The organism is Legionella lytica, from assembly GCF_044626755.1.
GTDB classification, from domain to species: Bacteria; Pseudomonadota; Gammaproteobacteria; order Legionellales; family Legionellaceae; genus Legionella; species Legionella lytica_A.
In genome coordinates, this window is record NZ_JBGORX010000001.1 from 286,410 (window position 1) to 305,669 (window position 19,260).

Sequence of the window (19,260 nt, forward strand, 5' to 3'; positions counted from 1 at the left end):
TCCCTGGAGAATCGCGGTGCTAAGGTTTGATTATAACCTCAGAGACATTAGTCCTAGTGCCTCTCACTCACGGTGATTAGACAAAAACCAGTGTGGGTGGTTCATCAATATCTCCATTCTCGATAGCGTATTCCTTTAAATTACTTGCTGTTGAGGTTTTTGATTGAATCCCAAAGAAAGAATAACGTGTTTGAGGTGTATGGAGGTTAAATCCCTCTTTGTCGGAGCGGCGCATTTCTGCAACGTCGATAAAACTTTTTTCACAGGTGTGGTTATCAGTAGTCAGCGTATATTTGCGATTGAGTGCTATTTCGAACGTTAGAGTTCCATTGGAATGTTGAACATCCTGGTTGATTTTTTGCCATATAGATTCTAGTATAGAACCCTTGACATTAGCGCTGACCGAATCACTTTCTAACAAACGGGAAATACTATTTTCCACTTTAATTTTTAATAGGTCTTCTCCAATAGCTGAATGATCTGCATTAAAGCAGCTAGCCAAGGTACGAGTAATCCAAGGGATAGTCATCGCAAAAAAATGTCTTGGGCATTCCACCATTAAGTTCACAAAATAACCCACTGTTTGAAAAGATGAGATGATGATATAGTAATACGGAAACAACCAATGATCTAATGCAGTCGATGCCAGGGTATTAATTTCAGCCAGTGACCATTGGGTACCGAAGATAGAGCTCGAGGCAGCTATCACAGTAGCCAATAGATAACAACCGATATAGGCCATTTCCAGTGTAAGCATCCAAGTAATAAAAGAAGAGGGTATCAAAAGCGCTGTAATAAATAACACAATGTTGACAAGCTCGTTTTCCGAATTACCCAACCAATTGTTAATCATTACTGAACCTACGTAGAGCTGCAACATCGAAAGCAAGAACAGTCCGCCGGTATATGCAGCAGCACCGTTGATTATTAATTCTATGTAAGGAGTGAAATAGAAATCAATTAAAGGAGGTAACAGAGTAATTGCATAGTTTAGCCCCAGTGTACCCAAAACAATTAGGGTTTCACTAATAGATTTTAAAAATGAGGACGCAATATGTCCGGTTAATTTTAATTGCTCCCACACCTCTTCTAATCCTGAGAAGGGCTTATGATATACAGGGATTTGTTTTTGAAATGCAAAAAATGCACTCAGCCATTGATTGGAGCGAACAACACATCTCGTTGCTATAACATGCTTGTATGTGTGGTTGAAGGGAGCACTCTGATTTAAATTTTGGCTGTTTTTGGTAGTTCTATGTTTAAAGGCCAGGTAATTAGGTTCCCATTTATTTCCTGTTAGTCCCAGGGCTTCAATAAATTGATTTAGCCCCTCTTCAGTCAATTCAGGTAAGTTGGGGAGCCCTTTTTGTCGACGAGCATTCATGATCCATAGCAGCTCGCTGGGAGATAGAGGTTGGGCAAGCTGTGTGAGTGTTGGTTGGGACAAAAATTCTGTTTCAAGCAAGCGTAAAACATTTTCGGATTTATCCATTATCTCAAGCAGGCTATTGTTCTCCCAATTCTGGTAAAACTGCGCCTCCACATTTATTAATTTAGCGACATTGCTATTTAATTGTAATTGTCTATTGGCGGGAAAATACTTACTCACTTCGGGATTTTGTAATAATGCGGCGTCCATTATTTCCTGACTCTCTTGAAGAGCTGAGCTTAAATATTTATAAATAATCCCATTTTTAGTTACGAGACGTAGAGCGATTTCCCTGTTATTTAAAAAGATGGAAGAAGAACATCCGCTTAATAAGTCACTCGTGGGTTTACTCATCATTATCAATAAGTCAATCAGAGAGTCCGCTTGCTCCATAGTGCCTTTTTGAATCATTTCGTCACAAGCAAAGTTAATTTTGCCTATTAGGGAGTCTAAAAAGTCACTATTATTTCTTAATGTTCCCGGTAAATAGCGCCATAATTTAGGGTTAGCTAGTACGGAGTTAGCAATCAAATAGGGATATTTTTCAATTAGTTTTCGTTTTTCGGTTAAAATCCTTCGTATCTGTTGAGGATTATCTTGAGCGTTTTGGAGCATTTCGCTTAACGTGCAAAGCACTTCTACACTAATGCCTGTCGGTAGACGTAATTCATAACCTGCGACATTTTCTTTAGTGAGGTCGTTAAAATTAACAAGGAAGTTCTCCTGCTTTAATTTTTCTTCAACCAGTTTTTTTAACTGAGCTAATACTTCACTCTTTTTAAATATGGAAAGGGTTGCATCATATTCTACAATAGATTGCCGGTCATCTAGTGCAAAATAAAGAGCAAAAAACTCACCAAGTTTTGGATAAAGGCTATTCGTCTTTTCCTCCGTTAATACCAGCGCGTTATTGTCCCAGTCAGTGAGATCGAGTTCAGCCAGAGGGTCTATTCGCATGTTAAATAAGGCATATTCAGCCAGATTATTTATAACGTTGGCCTCATACTGCGTAAAATATTCTTCGTATACTGATTCAAAGTATGCAGTCATTGATTGAGGTTGGCTTAAATAAGCATATGCATCTTCGATCTCCCTTTCATTCTCCACACCAAGGGACTTATTTTTGGCTAGAGAAAACATATGCATGACGGTATGGATGGAAAGAGATTCTGCTACCGTATTTATGGTATTGTATTCATCTGCAATGCGCTGAATAATGTTACAGCGTTGTTCATGAAGCTCAACTAAAATCCAGTTGGTATCTGAGCGATATTTTCTCAAATGCGTATTTAATTCTGTGACAATCCCCGGTTCGCATACTCCATACCCCATCGCTCTTTTTAACCCCTCAAGAAATTTAGGTTGAGTTGATTTGGGAATGCAAAAATCGGGCATATCGCCGTTGTATAAAAAATAAAAATTTTCAAAAAGCACCAAGACATCTGTAAGCGATAAATTAAATCGGTTGTTATCTACAACCTGCTTGCGTCTTTCTTGAAAAGATTCAAATAATTGCTTATATTCAGCTGGGACCTGGGTTTTAAAGGCACCCATTAATTTGTCCCATTTTTCGCTAATGGGCGTTTGCTCATTCAAATATTCTTTACCGAATTGCGCATGAAGATAAGTCTTCATAGCCTCGTCATGTTTCGTAAAATCAGGTTTTTGATAGAGCATTTGCGTGGGCAAATAAAAAACGGGGGTATTCATAATAAGGCCCTAAGTGTTTTTAGTGGGCATAGTGTATCATAAATGGCCCTTTGGTGTTAGGCATTGCGGTACGGGTCAAGTCAGTTGATCTTTAGTGCGATAACAGAGGACGTTTTGTTAATAATTTTAATTTTTTTGATCTTATTTTGGTGAGCACAAGCTTAATATACTTCATTTTCTGTTCTCTAAAGTTCCAGGCTACACTATAAAAATACCCCTTTTTTTCATGAGCTTTTGCAAACAATAAGCCGCGAGATACATAAAACTACCTAATACAAGAGCACTTAGTCCTAAAGTCAAATAATAAGCCTTATAATAGGGCAAGCTTTCCACCGCTGAATTAACCGTGACTGGGATTGCCACCCAGCCTGCAAGTCGGCCGGATATGGCATGAGCAAGTGAGCTTGCCAGATACCAAACACCCATAGCAAAGGCTATGGATTTTTGATCGCAATACAAACCAATCATACTTAAACCAATAGCACTGACCCATAATTCAGCAATAGAAATTAAAATGTAGGTTAGGGCAATGTAATTACCATTTACTATCCCATTTATGGCTCTATGCGCGGCAAATGTCATGACTAATAAAGCAAGTCCTGAAAGAAAGACACCTGCTGCAAATTGATAGGGAATTGTAAATCGAGGAACCATTTTATAGAACCGGGGAAGCTGGCTACCAATTGCCAAAATTAAAAGGGGATTTAATATTTGATAATGAGCTGGCGAAACCGTGAGGCCCCATAAATTATGGTCTGAATTATTTTGAGCAAAAAGGATAAGAGTACTATTCATTTGATTATAAATAACAAAAAATACAATGGCTTCAATAACCAGCAAAATAGCAATCATCTGTTTATCACGAGCAGGTCCATTTAGGCTGATGGTCTTTTTCAAAAACCATACGATACCCATGCTACTGCCTACCGCAATCAAGGTGCTAGCCATATAGACATGTGAAAACGCATAGAGGGTAAGTAAGTAAATAACAATAATGTAGGCGATAAGGCGCAGTACTCCTGAGCGAGGGAGTTTAGCTAAATCTTTTCCCCAAATCACATTGTCATAAATAAAATACCGATTGGCGAAGTTTAAGGCGGCAATAGATTTACCTACAAAGGCTATGGTCAGAATGGAAAGGGGACCAAAACGGCTTTCTAGTAGCGCTGGGGCAATTAGGGTAGCTAGAAGGGCCCCTACGTTAATGGCAATGTAGTAGTAAGTCATGGCGGATTTTGCTTTGATGACATTATCCGCATAAATATGGGAAACCATACTGGAGGAGGTACCCATTAAGAGTGAGTTTGTTGCTGGAATAAAGGCATAAGCTGCAATAAATAGTTGATCACCTAAAGTAGTTACCGTGAAGCCACTGAGCATCATCAGTAAGTAAGCAAAAGCGAGCATTACACTGCCAAGAAGTATCGAGCGCCGCACCCCCACAACTGTATCGGCTATATACCCCCCTAACATGGGCATTAAATAACCTGCTGCATGGGCAACGCCAATAAAGGCATAGGCTTTGGCTTGGCTATAACCTAATCCTTTGGCCAGCAGAGGGCGAGTTAAAAATAAAATTAAAATGGTATTTAATGCATAAACAGAGAATTGGCTCCAGAAGGTGATGAATACGATATTACTGGTTTGCTTCTGTCGAAGATCTAATTCAGGTAAGTAGTCTTTTACTTCTTGAGAAATCATTTCCCACCTCATCATTGATAATTAATCACATTCAGCAAAATACTGGTAATAAGGTTACGTCATCCTTTGTTATGTAGTAATAAGCTTACGCTATCCTGAGGAGCTTAGACGAAGTTCTCCTGCATACCGCATGGAGATTTCCTCGTCCTATTTGGGATGACATATTCATATGAAGTATTACCACATGAGTTCAGATTATCACTTCTTGGCAAGAACTACATCTATTATGTGGGTATCATGATAGGGGAAGGTGAATATTTTACTAAACAAGCGTTTCAGCCGTTGAAGTAGAAAGTTTTTAGGCAACATACGAATGGATAAGCTATTCAAAAACCAGGTTCCTTCAATACCGAAAAGAGCCAGTTCATCAATATTGTTTAGAGTAATGGGTATCTCCAGCCGGCGATGATCAATGACTTCGAATTGGTGTTCTTTAAAGGCTAACATTAATTCATCATTGTTTGCTGCAACAGTAGTATTTTTTACGATCGATTTATAGTAGTGCCCAACTACACTGCTTAAGATCGAATCTTGTGAGATAAACTCTGCTAATTGTTGCTGTGCTATGGGAAAGGAATCGTAGGTTGTAGTGATCATTGAAAAGTGACCATTAGCGCGGGTTAGCATTTTAGCTTCATTAAACAAAATATTAATGGGGATATAAGCATTAATAAAATGAGCTAAAATTAAATCCTGGCTATGTGCGGGTAAGAATTTACTTGCATGCGCGGCACTGCTCTCAATGGTAACTAAGGGCAGTATTTCTTTCGCACGTCGCAACATTTCTGAAGAAACATCAATACCAGTAAATTCCGCCAGAGGCATTGCTTGTTGTAGCTTTTTTAAAAATGCGCCATCACCAACTCCAAGATCCAGAACTTTATAATGAGGTTTCATCCCCAGATAAAATTTCTGCATCTGCTCTATGGCTACCTGATGACTCTGACTAATTGCTCCGAAGCGATTAGCAGTGGCATAATTCTCAGCGATTTCGTTATACATGGCCTTCAAGGACATGCAAAATTCCAATTTAAAAATGATTTTGTAAGTATATCCCTAAATTAGGGCGTTTTGCGACTGCTGTGTGACGAAAAATTATTGTTATTTTTCTTGTAATTATTTATGAGAGTGGTATAGAGTGTGCGGTTGCAGTTAAGTCCATTAATGTATGGTTAGGGTAAATTATGTCTAAGATATTAGTTACTGGTGCCACAGGCTTTGTGGGCAAATGTTTAGTGCCAGCGCTTATTTCCGCGGGGCATGAAGTACGTTGCGCGGTTTCCAAAACGGTGGCTTGGTTGAATGCCGAACAAGTTATTGTTAATAAATTAGAAGATGATCCTGACTGGACTGAAGCGCTTGCCGATATTGATGTAGTAATTCATCTTGCCGCTCGAGTACATGTAATGAACGAAACATCTGCCACAGCAATGGATGACTATTGTAAGATCAATAGTATTGCCACAAGAAACCTTGCAAACCAGGCTGCTCAACACCAAGTGAAACGCTTTGTTTTTTTGAGCTCGATTAAAGTCAATGGGGAGTTCACCTTAAAAAATACTCCGTTTAACGAGGAGAGCATTGCTCAGCCCGAGGACCCCTATGGAAAAAGTAAGCTGTATGCAGAACAATATTTACATGCCATTAGCCAAAATACGGGCTTGGAAGTTGTTATTATTAGACCACCCTTAATTTATGGTCCCGAAGTTAAAGCAAACTTTTTAAAAATGTTACATTTGGTACGTAAAGGGTTACCTTTGCCTTTTGGTCGCGTAAAAAACAGTCGTAGCTTGGTTTATATTGGGAATTTAGTTTCCGCATTATGCACTGTAGCCACTCATCCTAATGCCGCTAATCAAACCTATTTAGTAGCCGATGATGACTCATTATCATTAACCCAAATGATGGGTACTATAGGTAAAGCAATGGGTAAGACTTCAAAATTAATGCCTGTTCCGGTGGGGTTAATGTCGTTTACATTCGCATTGCTTGGTAAGAAAAACATTAATACGCGCTTATTTGGTTCCTTAGAAGTAAGTAACAATAAAATAAAATCGCAATTGAATTGGGTTCCTCCAGTTACTGCTACTGAGGGGTTAAGAGAAACTGTAAAATGGTATCAATGTGAATTCGGTTCTTAGTATCTTTTTTTTAGCATGTTCAGCCATTTTAACGCAAGTATTTTGCCGTATGGCTCAGGGTACTCGCTTAATGGACAAGCCTAATAATCGCTCTATGCACTCTAAACCTACGGTTAGAGGAGGGGGGGTAATATTTATTGGTTTATCTCTCATCTCAATTCCCGTTCTTTGCTATTTAACTCAAACCCCATTTCATGAGCAATTTATTTTTATGCTGAGCATTCTCATGATTGCTGCAGTGAGCTTTGCGGATGATTTATTTACTTTATCCGTAAAACCACGCTTTCTCATTCAATGCGTTGCTGCCGGACTTGTGGCATGGTTTATGAAACCAGAACAGTTGGATTTTTCCCTTTTTTCAATTTCCTATTCGTTCCTTATCATTCCTTTTGTCTTTGTACTCGTGCTTTGGTCAATTAACCATTTTAATTTTATGGATGGTCTTGATGGTTTTTGTGCCTCTCAAGCCTTATTTTTATGTGCTTCTTATGCGGTTTTATTTGGGTTGCATGGGGCTTCATTTTATCAAGGCTTTTGTTTCGCTTTGGCGGCAGGTCTTGTTGGCTTTTTGATGTTTAATTTCCCACCTGCCAAATTGTTTATGGGGGATGTGGGTAGTGCTACTTTAGGTTTAATTAGTTTTTGTATTGCGCTTATCGGACAGCAAAAATTTCAAATTCCTATTTTGTTTTGGTTTATGTTAAATAGTCTCTTTCTTTTTGATGCAACATTGACTTTAATCCGTCGCATGCTCCGCAAAGAAAAATGGTCTATGCCCCATAAAAAACATGCTTATCAGCGCTTAAGACAGTCAGGGATTACTGTGCCGGTCATCTTATTAGGGCAGTTAGTTTTGAATAGCTCATTTTTTATTTTAGTTATTCTACTTAATATGGACCTCTTTTTTCCTTTTTATGTTATATTACTGCAAATAGGCCTTGTTGTACTTGTTTATTGTTTAATTGAAAAAATTTTTCCTATGTTTTGTTCTGAGTTTAGCTCTTGAATTTATTGAAAAATTCCAATTTTCCATTTATAAAGTAAGATGGATTAAAGTTTTCCTTAATACTTTGTTAATAATAAAGGTGTACAATAATACCCGTGAATTAAATATTGCTTTGTTTTTAGTTATCTTGTAGTTGCAGAGAACAACCATGGATGTACTATGGAGAAGCGAGTGACTACTTTGTTAGGGAGATTTTGTTATGTTAATTTTGACTCGTCGTATAGGCGAAACACTTATTATTGGTGATGACGTTAATATTACTGTTTTGGGCGTAAAAGGTAACCAAGTTCGTTTGGGTATCAATGCCCCAAAAGATGTATCTGTACACCGTGAAGAAATTTATTTACGTATACAACAAGAAAAACAATCAGACGATTCTGAAACAACCGTATAATTGATTTCCTCGCAGTCATCCAGTTCCGAGCGCCTAAAAACGCTCGGGACGAACCTTAATTTACTCTTTAATTCCCTCTTTGCAACGTTGTATCTCCTGACGAAAGTAAGTGCTTTACACCTAATTCATCCTCTAGTAAGAGTTGGCCCATAGAGTTAATTCCACAGGCTTTACCGGACAATACACCCTGTGCCTGGGTAATTTGAATCTCTTTACCGACCAAATAATCAAATTGGTTCCATTCGTTCATAAAAGCATTTAAGTCAGTCTGAATAAATTTATTTATATAATGCTCCAGATTTTTAATCAGCCCGGCAATTAACAGGTTGCGGTCAAAATAACTGTGGGACATTTCATAGAGAGAGCACCAGGGTTTATCCGCAAGAGGGTGATTCTCTGTATCGGTATTAACATTTAGGCCAATACCAATAATAACCTGGGCGTTTGCATTCGATTCGGCTAATATTTCAATTAAACTGCCGCAAAGCTTTTTATCGCCCCAATAAATGTCATTAGGCCATTTTATTTTTACATCGTTTGCTAGGTTAAACTCATTTAAGGTGTTTAGAATGGCAAGACTGGTGATGAGACTCAAGCCTGAAAGTTTGCTTAGGTCATAGTTCAGATTCCAACGGCTGGAGCAATAAATATTTTCGCCAAAAGGGGAATGCCATTGCCTTCCAAAACGTCCTCGGCCTTGGCTCTGCATTTCTGCACAACATAGTTCAAGTTGATTGCTGGGGGCAAGCTCTTTTAAAAAACGATTTGTGGAATCAAGGGAAGTAAACACATGCATCTTAAACGGGCTGGCAATTTGCTCTTGTAGATGTTCGCTAATACGTTGTTCGTTTAATAAAATAAGCTGACGCGGAAGTTGATAGCCTTGTTGAGGTATGCTTTTTATGGGAATGCCAAAATCAATAAGTTGATTAATCTGTTTCCAAATAGCAGAACGGGTAATACCTAAAGTTTTCCCTAGGGTTGAACCACTGTGACATTCTCCATCACCTAAAATAGACAACAAGGTGTACTGTGTCGAAGTAAATTGCATCATACAGCTAAAATCTCAGAGGGGTATTGGGTTGTATTTGAATTATTCCATGCCTGATTTCTCTGACTGTGGGGTGATAGCACAGAGCGGCGCTATAACCTATCTCAGGCATGAATGAGCGTAATTGCCAAGTCATATTATTTAAAGGGTCATCCACTAATTGCTGCGTAGGGATGGAAGTTGGTACGTTAAAATCTTTGGTTGGATAGGCAAGCCCTAATCCACATGCTTTAATAAAGGCTTCTTTTTGCGACCAAATATGAAAGAATACGGCAGGTTTTAACGATCGGGGCACTTTATTAAACTCCGCTAGTTCTTGAGCTGAAAATGCGTTCTTCGCAATCCCTTCATAGGGACGGGCAGAATATTTTTCAACATCAATTCCCATGGGAAAGCCCTTTCCTACAGCGAGAAGTGCTAAATCGGCAGTATGGCTCAGATTAAATTGTAATCGAGCTGAGTTCATGACCTTGGGTTTACCATGATAGTTATAGGTGAACTCTAAGCGTTCAGGGCTCGTGTTTAAATAACGAGCCAAAATAATTCTTAAGGTTACTCGCCCAGTGGAAAAACGCCGTTGATGTTTGCTGAAATAAAATCGGGCAGCACGTGTTTGTTCTTCTTCATTTAATATTTGTGCTGCATTAGGTAAATCTTCGGCTAAAGAAAACTGCCAAAGGTCAATTCGGTTTTCATGTAATATGCAATTATCCGTATCTAAATCAGCAAACCCTGTAGTAATCATATTTTTGTCGAATCTGGCATCAATTAGTAATTATAGGTTATCATATACCATGATATTTTAATTTACCAAAGAGTATTGAATGAGCCGACAATTTTTGGACTTTGAACAACCAATAGAAGAGTTGAATCAGAAAATTGAAGCACTACGGATGGTAGGTAATGACAATGAGGTTAACTTAAGCGAGGAAATCGCTCGCCTGGAAGTTAAATGTTCTGAATTAACCGCACAAGTTTTTTCTAACTTAGAGCCGTGGCAAATTGCCCAAATGGCTCGTCATCCTTTACGTCCTCAAACAACAGATTACATAGAGCGCATTTTTACTGATTTCCAAGAGCTACATGGTGATCGTAGTCACTCTGCAGCTCCTGCTATTATTGGTGGTTTAGCGCGCTTAAATGGCGAGCCTGTGATGATACTGGGACATCAAAAAGGAAAACGAACCAAAGAAAAAGTGTACCGTAATTTTGGTATGGCACGTCCTGAAGAGTACAGAAAAGCATTACGCTTAATGAACATGGCAGAAAAATTCCAATTACCGGTGATTACTTTTATCGATACTGCCGGTGCTTATCCTGGAATTGGTGCAGAAGAGCGCAATCAGTCGGAAGCCATTGCACGCAATTTATTTGTGATGTCTCGATTAAAGACACCTATTATTTGTGTCGTTACTGGTGAAGCGGGTTCCGGTGGTGCTTTAGCGATTGGGGTCGGTGATAAGGTTCTAATGCTGCAATTTGGCATCTACTCAGTAATTTCTCCAGAGGGATGTGCGTCAATTCTTTGGAAAGATGCAGCGAAAGCCCCAGATGCGGCTCGTGCAATGCGCATTACTGCAGATAAAATAAATGAAAATCTATTAGTTGATGGGGTAGTTCCTGAGCCTTTAGGTGGTGCTCATCGTAATGTAGATGAAATGTCTGCACGCTTAAAAGAAATTTTGGTAACAGAGTTACAAGCATTGCAGAAAATGCCCTTAGATAAGCTTATTGAACAACGATACCAAAAATTTATGGCTATGGGGGCCGTGAGTTAAGCGGATTGACATATCCCTTCGTCATAGCGAGTGCAGCAAATTCAGTATTGAGTTCTGTGCTCGCAATGATGAAATTCCCATACCCTGTAAATAGCAACTCGGAATCACAAGACGAAAACCCAGGCACAATGAGTCAAATCAATATGGTAGTGCAATGAATCGTACCCCAACAGAATTATTAAATGCTGATTGGCTCTCGTATTTTAACCGCTTTGATAAATTAATTGTGGGCTTTAGCGGCGGCCTTGATTCAACGGTACTATTACACGCACTGGCTTCCCATTCCTCGCTTCACTCGAAATTACTTGCTGTACACATTAATCATGGAATAAGCCCCAACGCCTTAGCTTGGCAGCAGCACTGTGAACGATTTTGCCGCCATTTAGGTATTCACTTTATTACTAAGGCAGTTCAATTTGACCGTAGTGCCAATATTGAAGAAGGAGCGCGGCTTGCTCGATACGCGGTGTTTTCATCCTTGCTAAGGGAACAGGATTGCCTGGTTTTAGGCCATCACCAAGATGACCAAGCGGAAACGGTCCTTTTACAATTGCTCCGCGGGACAGGGGTTGATGGTTTGGCGGCAATGACTGAGCGAGGTGCTTTGGGAAAGGGAGCAATAGCCAGGCCATGTCTCAATAGCACCCGGGCTCAATTGGCGCAGTATGCAAAGGTGCGACAGTTGGTTTGGATTGACGATGAAAGCAATCAAGACGTTAGTTATTCGCGTAATTATTTACGTCAAAAAATTTTGCCCTTGCTTGCGGACAAATGGCCAGGAGCAACGGGAAATATTGCTCGTACCGCTCTACACTGTCAACAGGCTAAAAGTAATTTAGATGTATTGGCTTTGCAAGACTGTCCAGAACTGTCTTTTGCAAGCGACTCCTTATGCATTACGCCGCTTCTGAAATTGGATTTTGCTCGTCTTGCCAATGTACTCAGAACATGGCTAAGAAAAAGAAAAATACAAGCTCCTTCGACTGCGTTATTAGGTCGCATAATTGATGAGCTCATTTTTGCGCGAATTGATGCTGCACCTCAAGTTAATTGGGATAAGGTGGTGGTTCGCCGTTATCAGCAGCATCTCTATCTTGATAAAAAAAATACAATTCACTTGCCTAATTACAGTGAATGGCTGCAGTTTCCTTCTCCGTTAATGTTAGGAGCCGATGGCTTTGGAGTGATTGCAGAATCAGCTCGCCAAGGTCTAGTCGTGCCTGCAAACGCTAAAATAACGATTCGTTTTCGGCAAGGTGGAGAAACACTTGTTTTACATGGTCAAACCAAACAATTGAAAAAACTCTTCCAGGAGTGGCAAATACCACCGTGGCAGCGTGAGCGTACTCCCTTACTTTATATCAATGATGAGCTTGCCGCAGTAGTTAATTACGCCATCAGTGATGTCTTTTTTAATCGCAATGTACCCCATGCCTGGTCTTTAAAAACACAGCAGGCTTAAGATGGGCATTATGATTGACCCTTATACATCTGAGTGATATATTTTTTACTGTGCTTCGAGTAGGTTGTCGTATGCCTACTTAGGATTCACTCAAGAGCTCGAATGTCAATGGACCTGGTATTTAAAAACTCTGAGGGCTTAATAAAATGAATGATTCATTGATTACAGCAATTTTGTTACAAGCAGACAATCCCTGGGCAAAACCTGAAGACGTAGCTGATCTCCATACCAAATTAAAAAGCAATTGCTATACGGGCTATTTTTCTTATCTTAATTATTTCAGTGGCATACCGAATGGCGGTTTAGAAGATGATTATAAAAATATTAGCCATTTTATTACCTTAAACACCAAAGAACTAATTACCCATTTTGATACAGATGCTTTATTGAAGCATGCTGAGGCCTTATTGCTCGAAGCGAATAGTAAAATCGATAAAAAGCTGACATATAAAGCAGGTGTTTGTTTGGCTTTAGTTGCTGTGTATGCTGAGGATGTATCAAGGAAAAAAGCAGCTTATGAGCAATTGGCAAAGTTATTTTCCGAAAAAGGGTTATTAGCCGACCCGCAATCATTAGCACGTTGTAATGCATTTTTAGCCCCTCTTCCTGTAGATACTCAATTTAGCTCAACTCGATCCATTATTTGGTCGTGGGAGCTGAGTGGGGAAAACGTAGGTTCTTTTGAGGTGGACCGACAACTGCTAATCAAGAAAGAATTTTTGAATCAACCGATAAAAAAAGCATTATATTTGCTTGGATTATCTGATCTGGATTTATTTGATAAAGATAAAATACAGCTAGCATACGAACGGTGCTATAAAAGACTACAAGAACTAAGTGAAATTTCTTGTGAAGAGGTTGCTGCTCATCCTTTATTAAAATGTTTCAATGAGGCGCAAAATTTGCTTCTACATTATGAACGTCTTATCAGTTTTAATTACAAGAGTAGGCTGCAGTCATTAGAAAGCTTATTGCACTTGGTTAAAAATGCCCTGATAACGCATGAGGAAGTTTATACAAATTTATATCAGGCAATCGATGCGTTTGACACTGAGCTTAACGAAATCCTGCATATTACTCAGATAGAGCCGCCCTACATTACCGAAGAGATTCTTGTAGAGCATTTGGGGGGAGTTGTGGGAGGTACTAAGCAATATAAGGCTCAAGAGCAGTTACATACTTTGATTGGGACATTTTGGGAGGATATTTATACCAAAGTAGCACCTTTACTTCATGTGGCGAATCAGTTATTAGCGAACCATGAGAATATATCGCTACGTGTCGGTATTCTAATTGAATTTTTTACGAAAGCAGAAAAAATTAGTGGGCTTATTGCGCAAATTAAAGAGTTACATATTCGACGGTTTACAGACATATCCATAGCTAATAATGCAACCCAACAGTGGGATGAGTTGGGTTTGGCGATGCAAAAGGTTAAAGAGCAAATTGATTATTATAAGAAATGGGTACGAATTAATATTCGTGATCTGATTCATCTTAATGAATGCTTAGTTATAAATGGTGTAGAGTGCACGAAGGATACAGATGCACTTCATTTAATCAGCGAACAAAAGTCATTAAACCAACATATTGAGGAAAAGTTAGAATGGCTGTCGCGGTTAGATGGTACTGCTAAAACCATTGTTGAGGGTGAGTTAAAAAATCAGGGGATTGGGGCTACTGCCTATGAGTCAATAGAAAGTATAAAACGAAATCTTGAAAGCCATAAGGCGAGATTGCTGCTTTTTAAGCAACAAGGAGCTGGTAAATTAAATGAATTGTTACAAGAGGATGTGAGCGCTCTTTTTCAACAGTATAAGGATGCCGCTAAAAGATTAGAGCAGTGTTTTCAAGAAAGAAATAGCATGTGTTTTTCTTGGGAAAAAAAATGGGATGAATTTTTAAAGCAGCAGAAAATAATGGATAATGTTTTTAGTGCCTTGAACAAGAAAATTCCCCCTGACTATGATTCCGCCGAGTACATTACTCAGAGTACAGCCAAGTGTATTTTAAAGATGAGGCAACAGAAAACAATTTTTGAGCAAAAAATAGTGGACGTTAAAAAGAAAATTGAATTAGGCGCCATTGATACTTTTCTGTATTTACTCTTAAAAAAACTTATTGATAATGAAGCGGAATCTTTTGCAACAGGAAATAAAGCAGCTTTAGTGCAATTTTTACAAAACATAGAGCAAATTAGTAGTGATGAAAACGGGCAGCGTTATACTTCATTGGTGCGACTAATTAAAACAGAGCAAAATGATCTGGGACAAACGCATGAGTTTAACTGTCTTGGATGGTATTGCACCTCACGTTCTTATGCTCCGTTTACTCCTGTTCTTCATCAAGCTGAAAAGATGGCCTCGTTTATTACCAACAAGGATTGGACTAACACGCCATTAAGTTTTGATGCCATGAAATACACGATTTTAAAAAATCTGATTGGACAAGAATGCGAACATTACTTAGAGCAGGGCACTCATCATCAAGATCGCAAGAGTTCAATTACACGTCTGAAACAGCAGATTACATTGCTAGATCAGCACGAAGGGACACAAGGAGAATGCTTTCAGGCTCTATATGAGAGTTTGAAAAATGAATTAGTGGCAACAACAAGTTCTCATTTAAGGATTGGTTTTTTCCCAGGCTGGCATCAGTGTCGTTTGCAAAAGGTTTATGGTGCGCTTTTACAAAATGCAGAACAAATCAATTGCTTAGGGTTGGAGGTAGTAGAGACCCAAAGGTTAATCGCATAACCATTGCTCAGGGATTCCTGGGGCATAACATGGATTCTAATGCGGTTTCGAGATCTATGGAGCCCTTAGCGTGAGCACAGGACCATATCTTGCTGTGTTGCGGAGGGGTAAAGTTAAAAAGACTTTTAAACAGCGTAGCCTGGCTGCTCGCAGCCAGGCTTTCTTTAAACGGCAACTAATTTTAATAGCGAAGAGACAGTTAACACTCCGGTAAATTAACAGCTAAACCACCCATAGAAGTCTCTTTATAGATACTTTGCATATCCATACCCGTTTGTTTCATCGTTTTAATCACCTTATCCAAAGAGATATGATGCTGCCCATCACCAATCAAAGCCATACGCGTTGCATTAACCGCTTTAACCGAGCCCATAGCATTACGCTCAATACACGGTATTTGTACCAAACCTAAAACCGGATCACAGGTCATACCCAAATGATGCTCCATGGCAATTTCCGCCGCATTTTCAACCTGGGCTACGGTTCCACCCAACACCGCAGTAAGTCCGGCAGCCGCCATCGAAGAAGCAACGCCTACTTCACCTTGGCATCCAACTTCTGCACCTGAAATCGAAGCGCCTTTCTTATAGAGTATGCCAATGGCTGCTGCGGTAAGGAAATAAGTATAGACATCCTCATTACTCATCCGGTCATGCGCTTGCTGACAATACTTTAACACCGCGGGAATAATACCTGCTGCGCCATTAGTCGGAGCAGTCACAATACGACCACCCGCTGCATTTTCTTCATTCACTGCCATAGCATATAAATTAAGCTGATTCATAATATCCGAATTTTCGAATATGCTCTTAACCCCTTGTTGGTCCATCAACTTTCTATAAAGTGCTGGAGCACGTCTTTTTAAGTTAAGGCCTCCGGGCAAAATACCTTCATGCTGACAACCATTCGTAATACATTCATCCATCACCTTGGCAATGGCTAGAATTCCTTGATGAATTTCTTCAGTACTACGCCAAGTCAATTCATTCTGAAGCATAAGTTCTGCAATACTTAACTTATTGTCTTCACATAATTTTAATAATTCATTGGCTGTAGAAAACGGGTAGGGCGGAGGATTTGCATCTTCGCTTGCCTTATGAAAATCTTCTTCAGTGGTAATAAATCCCCCACCAATTGAATAATAAACTTGTGCAATTAATAAATTATCTTGAGCATCAAAAGCGGAAAAACGTAAGCCATTCGTATGCAGAGGTAATAGTTCTTTTTGTAGAAATAGAAAGTCAGTTTTTTCATTAAATGAAATTTTTTTCTGGCCCGCTAGATTTAATGTATGAGTGCTTAGAATTTCATGCATACGCGGTACCATAGATTCAGGTATTACGGTTTCCGGAGCTTTATTTTCTAAACCATTTAAAATAGCTTTATCGGTGCCATGACCTTTCCCGGTTAAGGCAAGTGAGCCATAGAGCTCAATTTTAACTCGTTGAATCGTATTGATTAATTGTTTTTCGTCAAGTAAAGCCAAAAACGCATTCGCAGCAAGCATAGGGCCAACGGTATGAGAACTTGATGGGCCAATGCCAATAGAAAATAAATCAAATACACTAATGTTCATGAGTTTTCTATCTCTTGTTTTAAATAGAGGCAAGTGTAGAAGGATCTTACCTCTTTGTCTATTTCTAATTAAATTATATATTACTGGTAATTTAATGTGTTTTTAGGCAGAATAAACGAGGATTTTTTCAGGGTTTTATATCTTTTCCGTTATTGAAAAAGATATGTACTATAAGCAAAAGACTAAAAGGGGATTCTTTATGAAGATGAGATTGGTCACTGCAGCCGTTTTAGGGCTTGCAATGTCAACTGCAATGGCTGCTGATGCATTAGTTACAGACAAAGACAAATTGTCTTACAGTATCGGTGCAGATTTAGGGAAAAATTTTAAAGGTCAAGGCATCGATATCAATCCTGAAGCATTAGCAAAAGGAATGCAAGATGGAATGTCTGGCGGTCAATTGATTTTAACTGAACAACAAATGAAAGATGTTCTAAACAAATTTCAAAAAGATTTAATGGCTAAGCGCAGCGCAGAATTCAATAAGAAAGCTGAAGAAAACAAATCTAAAGGCGAAGCGTTTTTAAACACTAATAAAGCAAAAACTGGTGTAGTAGTTTTACCAAGTGGCTTACAATATAAAATTATTGAAGCCGGTACGGGTGCTAAGCCAGGAAAAGCAGATACTGTAACTGTTGATTATACTGGTACTTTAATTGACGGTACTGTATTTGACAGCACGCAAAAGACTGGCAAGCCAGCTACATTCCAAGTGTCACAAGTTATTCCTGGTTGGACTGAAGCATTACAATTAATGCCTGCTGGTTCTACTTGGGAAGTTTTTGTTCCTGCTGATCTAGCATACGGTCCACGTAGTGTTGGTGGTCCTATTGGTCCTAACGAGACTTTGATTTTCAAAATTCATTTGATCTCTGTTAAAAAAGCAGCAGCTTAATATCCTTGTCCACCCTGGACTTTCTGTCCAGGGTGAGCTTCTACCTCTTATTTATGCTTCAAGTGATTTGATAATGAACAAGCGTCTGTTGATCATTTTCATTCTAGGTTTTTCCTCTGGTTTGCCTATGGCATTAATCAGCAGTACTTTGCAAGCCTGGTATGCATCCAACGGAATGTCTGTGTTTGTCACTGGCACTTTAAGTTTAATTAGCTTGCCCTATGTGTATCGCATTTTCTGGGGCCCGATTTTAGATCGTTATTCTCTGTTCTCTATAGGTAAAAGACGAAGCTGGATTTTTACCATGCAAGGTTTGTTGCTGGTGGGATTTAATTTAATGGCTTGGTTGACCCCAGAACAGTATCCAAAGATTTTAGCTGTTTTAGCATTTATTCTAGCTTGTTTTTCGGCAACACAGGACGTTGCCATTGATGCTCATCGCGCTGAATACTTACCCACGTCAGAGCATGCTTTAGGAGCGTCATTAGCCGTTTTTGGCTATCGATTGGCCTTATTAATTTCTGGTGGCCTTGCCTTAGTTATGGCGCAAAAATTAGGTTGGGCTTTCACTTATCGTTTTATGGGAATATTGATGAGTGTGGGTATGCTGGCTGTGATATTCAGTAAAGAGCCAAGTAGTATACCCACAGAGAAACTTCCTTTTACACAATCATTCATAGCCCCCGTTAAAGAATTACTAAGTCGTCCCGGCATCATTTATCTGTTATGTTTTATTTTTTGCTACAAGTTGGGAGAAGCATTTACCACAACAACGAGTGGGATTGTTATGCCATTTTTGATTCAGGGTTTAGGGTTTTCTTTAGATACTATTGGTTATATTAACAAGATGCTTGGAGTCGGATCGATTTTATTAGGTGGTTTACTCGCAGGCCTTATATTAACCCGTTGCTCTTTGTATCGTTCTTTGTTTGCTTTTGGTCTATTACAAGCTTTAACCAATGTTTTGTTTGTAGTGTTGGCAATGGTGGGTAAAAACATAACCTTACTCTCTGTCGCAGTGTTTTTTGATAATTTTGCTGCAGGCATGGGATCTACTGCATTAGTCGCTTTATTTATGCGATTGGTGAATAAGCAATACACGGGTACCCAATTCTCCATATTAGTAGCCTTATCAACAATCCCGAGAATTATCTCAGGACCAGTGGCTGCGTCTATTCAAATGGTTATCGGCTGGGTAGGATTGTATCAGCTGTCTATTGCCTGTGCCTTAGCATTTATTCCTTTTCTCATATTGATTAAAGGCCAAACCGAAGAACAACAAGAAGAAGAAAGCCTCCTCGAATTACATCCTACACGTTAAATATATCCTGGTGGTAGAGCGAACCCGTATTACGCTATGC

14 protein-coding genes are annotated in these 19,260 nt (G+C 39.2%); 8 read left to right on the top strand and 6 right to left on the bottom strand.

Translation table 11 applies throughout. The features are described from left to right. Positions 1 to 76: 76 nt before the first annotated feature. From ACD661_RS01185 to ACD661_RS01195, 3 genes are all read right to left on the bottom strand, one after another. Positions 77 to 3,139, bottom strand: a complete 3,063-nt coding sequence (locus tag ACD661_RS01185) for a DUF4116 domain-containing protein (protein WP_400185713.1) — start codon at positions 3,137 to 3,139, stop codon at positions 77 to 79. 198 nt (positions 3,140 to 3,337) lie between these two features. Then, the gene (locus ACD661_RS01190; protein WP_400185715.1) at positions 3,338 to 4,840 is read right to left on the bottom strand and encodes a peptide MFS transporter; all 1,503 of its coding nucleotides are present in this window, start codon (positions 4,838 to 4,840) and stop codon (positions 3,338 to 3,340) included. A 198-nt stretch (positions 4,841 to 5,038) separates the two neighbouring features. Then, on the bottom strand, positions 5,039 to 5,857 hold the full coding sequence (locus tag ACD661_RS01195) for a class I SAM-dependent methyltransferase (protein ID WP_400185716.1): 819 nt from the start codon (positions 5,855 to 5,857) through the stop codon (positions 5,039 to 5,041). A gap of 167 nt (positions 5,858 to 6,024) precedes the next feature. Between ACD661_RS01195 and ACD661_RS01200 the strand changes: the two genes are divergently transcribed. The 3 genes from ACD661_RS01200 to csrA all read left to right on the top strand — a co-directional run bounded on the left by ACD661_RS01200 (position 6,025) and on the right by csrA (position 8,381). Continuing rightward, complete coding sequence (locus tag ACD661_RS01200; protein ID WP_400185717.1) at positions 6,025 to 6,981, top strand: UDP-glucose 4-epimerase family protein; 957 nt, start codon at positions 6,025 to 6,027, stop codon at positions 6,979 to 6,981. Next, complete coding sequence (locus ACD661_RS01205) at positions 6,965 to 7,987, top strand: MraY family glycosyltransferase (RefSeq protein ID WP_400185719.1); 1,023 nt, start codon at positions 6,965 to 6,967, stop codon at positions 7,985 to 7,987. The genes ACD661_RS01200 and ACD661_RS01205 overlap by 17 nt, the downstream gene beginning before the upstream one ends. A 199-nt stretch (positions 7,988 to 8,186) precedes the next feature. Continuing rightward, complete coding sequence (gene csrA, locus ACD661_RS01210; protein ID WP_006869248.1) at positions 8,187 to 8,381, top strand: carbon storage regulator CsrA; 195 nt, start codon at positions 8,187 to 8,189, stop codon at positions 8,379 to 8,381. A gap of 67 nt (positions 8,382 to 8,448) precedes the next feature. On the opposite strand, the gene ACD661_RS01215 is transcribed toward csrA, so the two are convergent. After that, entirely contained in the window at positions 8,449 to 9,435 is a 987-nt protein-coding gene (locus ACD661_RS01215) for a biotin--[acetyl-CoA-carboxylase] ligase (RefSeq protein ID WP_400185720.1), read from the bottom strand. 4 nt (positions 9,436 to 9,439) lie between these two features. Further along, on the bottom strand, positions 9,440 to 10,177 hold the full coding sequence (locus ACD661_RS01220; RefSeq protein WP_400185722.1) for a 4'-phosphopantetheinyl transferase family protein: 738 nt from the start codon (positions 10,175 to 10,177) through the stop codon (positions 9,440 to 9,442). 79 nt (positions 10,178 to 10,256) lie between these two features. On the opposite strand from ACD661_RS01220, the gene ACD661_RS01225 reads away from it, so the two are divergent. The 3 genes from ACD661_RS01225 (at position 10,257) to ACD661_RS01235 (ending at position 15,428) form a co-directional block, all read left to right on the top strand. Next, positions 10,257 to 11,210 carry an acetyl-CoA carboxylase carboxyltransferase subunit alpha gene (locus ACD661_RS01225; protein WP_400185724.1) on the top strand — a complete coding sequence of 318 codons (954 nt, stop codon included), beginning with the start codon at positions 10,257 to 10,259 and terminating at the stop codon, positions 11,208 to 11,210. A gap of 154 nt (positions 11,211 to 11,364) precedes the next feature. Next, a complete protein-coding gene (gene tilS / locus ACD661_RS01230; RefSeq protein ID WP_400185726.1) occupies positions 11,365 to 12,672 on the top strand; it encodes a tRNA lysidine(34) synthetase TilS in 1,308 nt (435 codons plus the stop codon). Between the two features lie 146 nt (positions 12,673 to 12,818). Then, complete coding sequence (locus ACD661_RS01235; RefSeq protein ID WP_400185727.1) at positions 12,819 to 15,428, top strand: hypothetical protein; 2,610 nt, start codon at positions 12,819 to 12,821, stop codon at positions 15,426 to 15,428. Positions 15,429 to 15,627: 199 nt separating this feature from the next. Here ACD661_RS01235 and ACD661_RS01240 read toward each other — a convergent pair whose 3' ends face one another. Next, positions 15,628 to 17,004: an L-serine ammonia-lyase gene (locus ACD661_RS01240; RefSeq protein ID WP_400185728.1), complete on the bottom strand. Its 1,377-nt coding sequence runs from the start codon at positions 17,002 to 17,004 to the stop codon at positions 15,628 to 15,630. A gap of 199 nt (positions 17,005 to 17,203) precedes the next feature. Between ACD661_RS01240 and ACD661_RS01245 the strand changes: the two genes are divergently transcribed. Together ACD661_RS01245 and ACD661_RS01250 are read left to right on the top strand one after the other, a co-directional pair. After that, positions 17,204 to 17,899 (top strand): BamJ family beta-barrel-assembly machinery protein, encoded by a 696-nt coding sequence (locus tag ACD661_RS01245; RefSeq protein WP_400185729.1) that lies wholly within the window; start codon positions 17,204 to 17,206, stop codon positions 17,897 to 17,899. 73 nt (positions 17,900 to 17,972) lie between these two features. Beyond that, positions 17,973 to 19,220, top strand: coding sequence for an AmpG family muropeptide MFS transporter (locus ACD661_RS01250; RefSeq protein WP_400185731.1), 1,248 nt, complete (start codon positions 17,973 to 17,975; stop codon positions 19,218 to 19,220). The last annotated feature ends 40 nt before the right edge of the window (positions 19,221 to 19,260 follow it).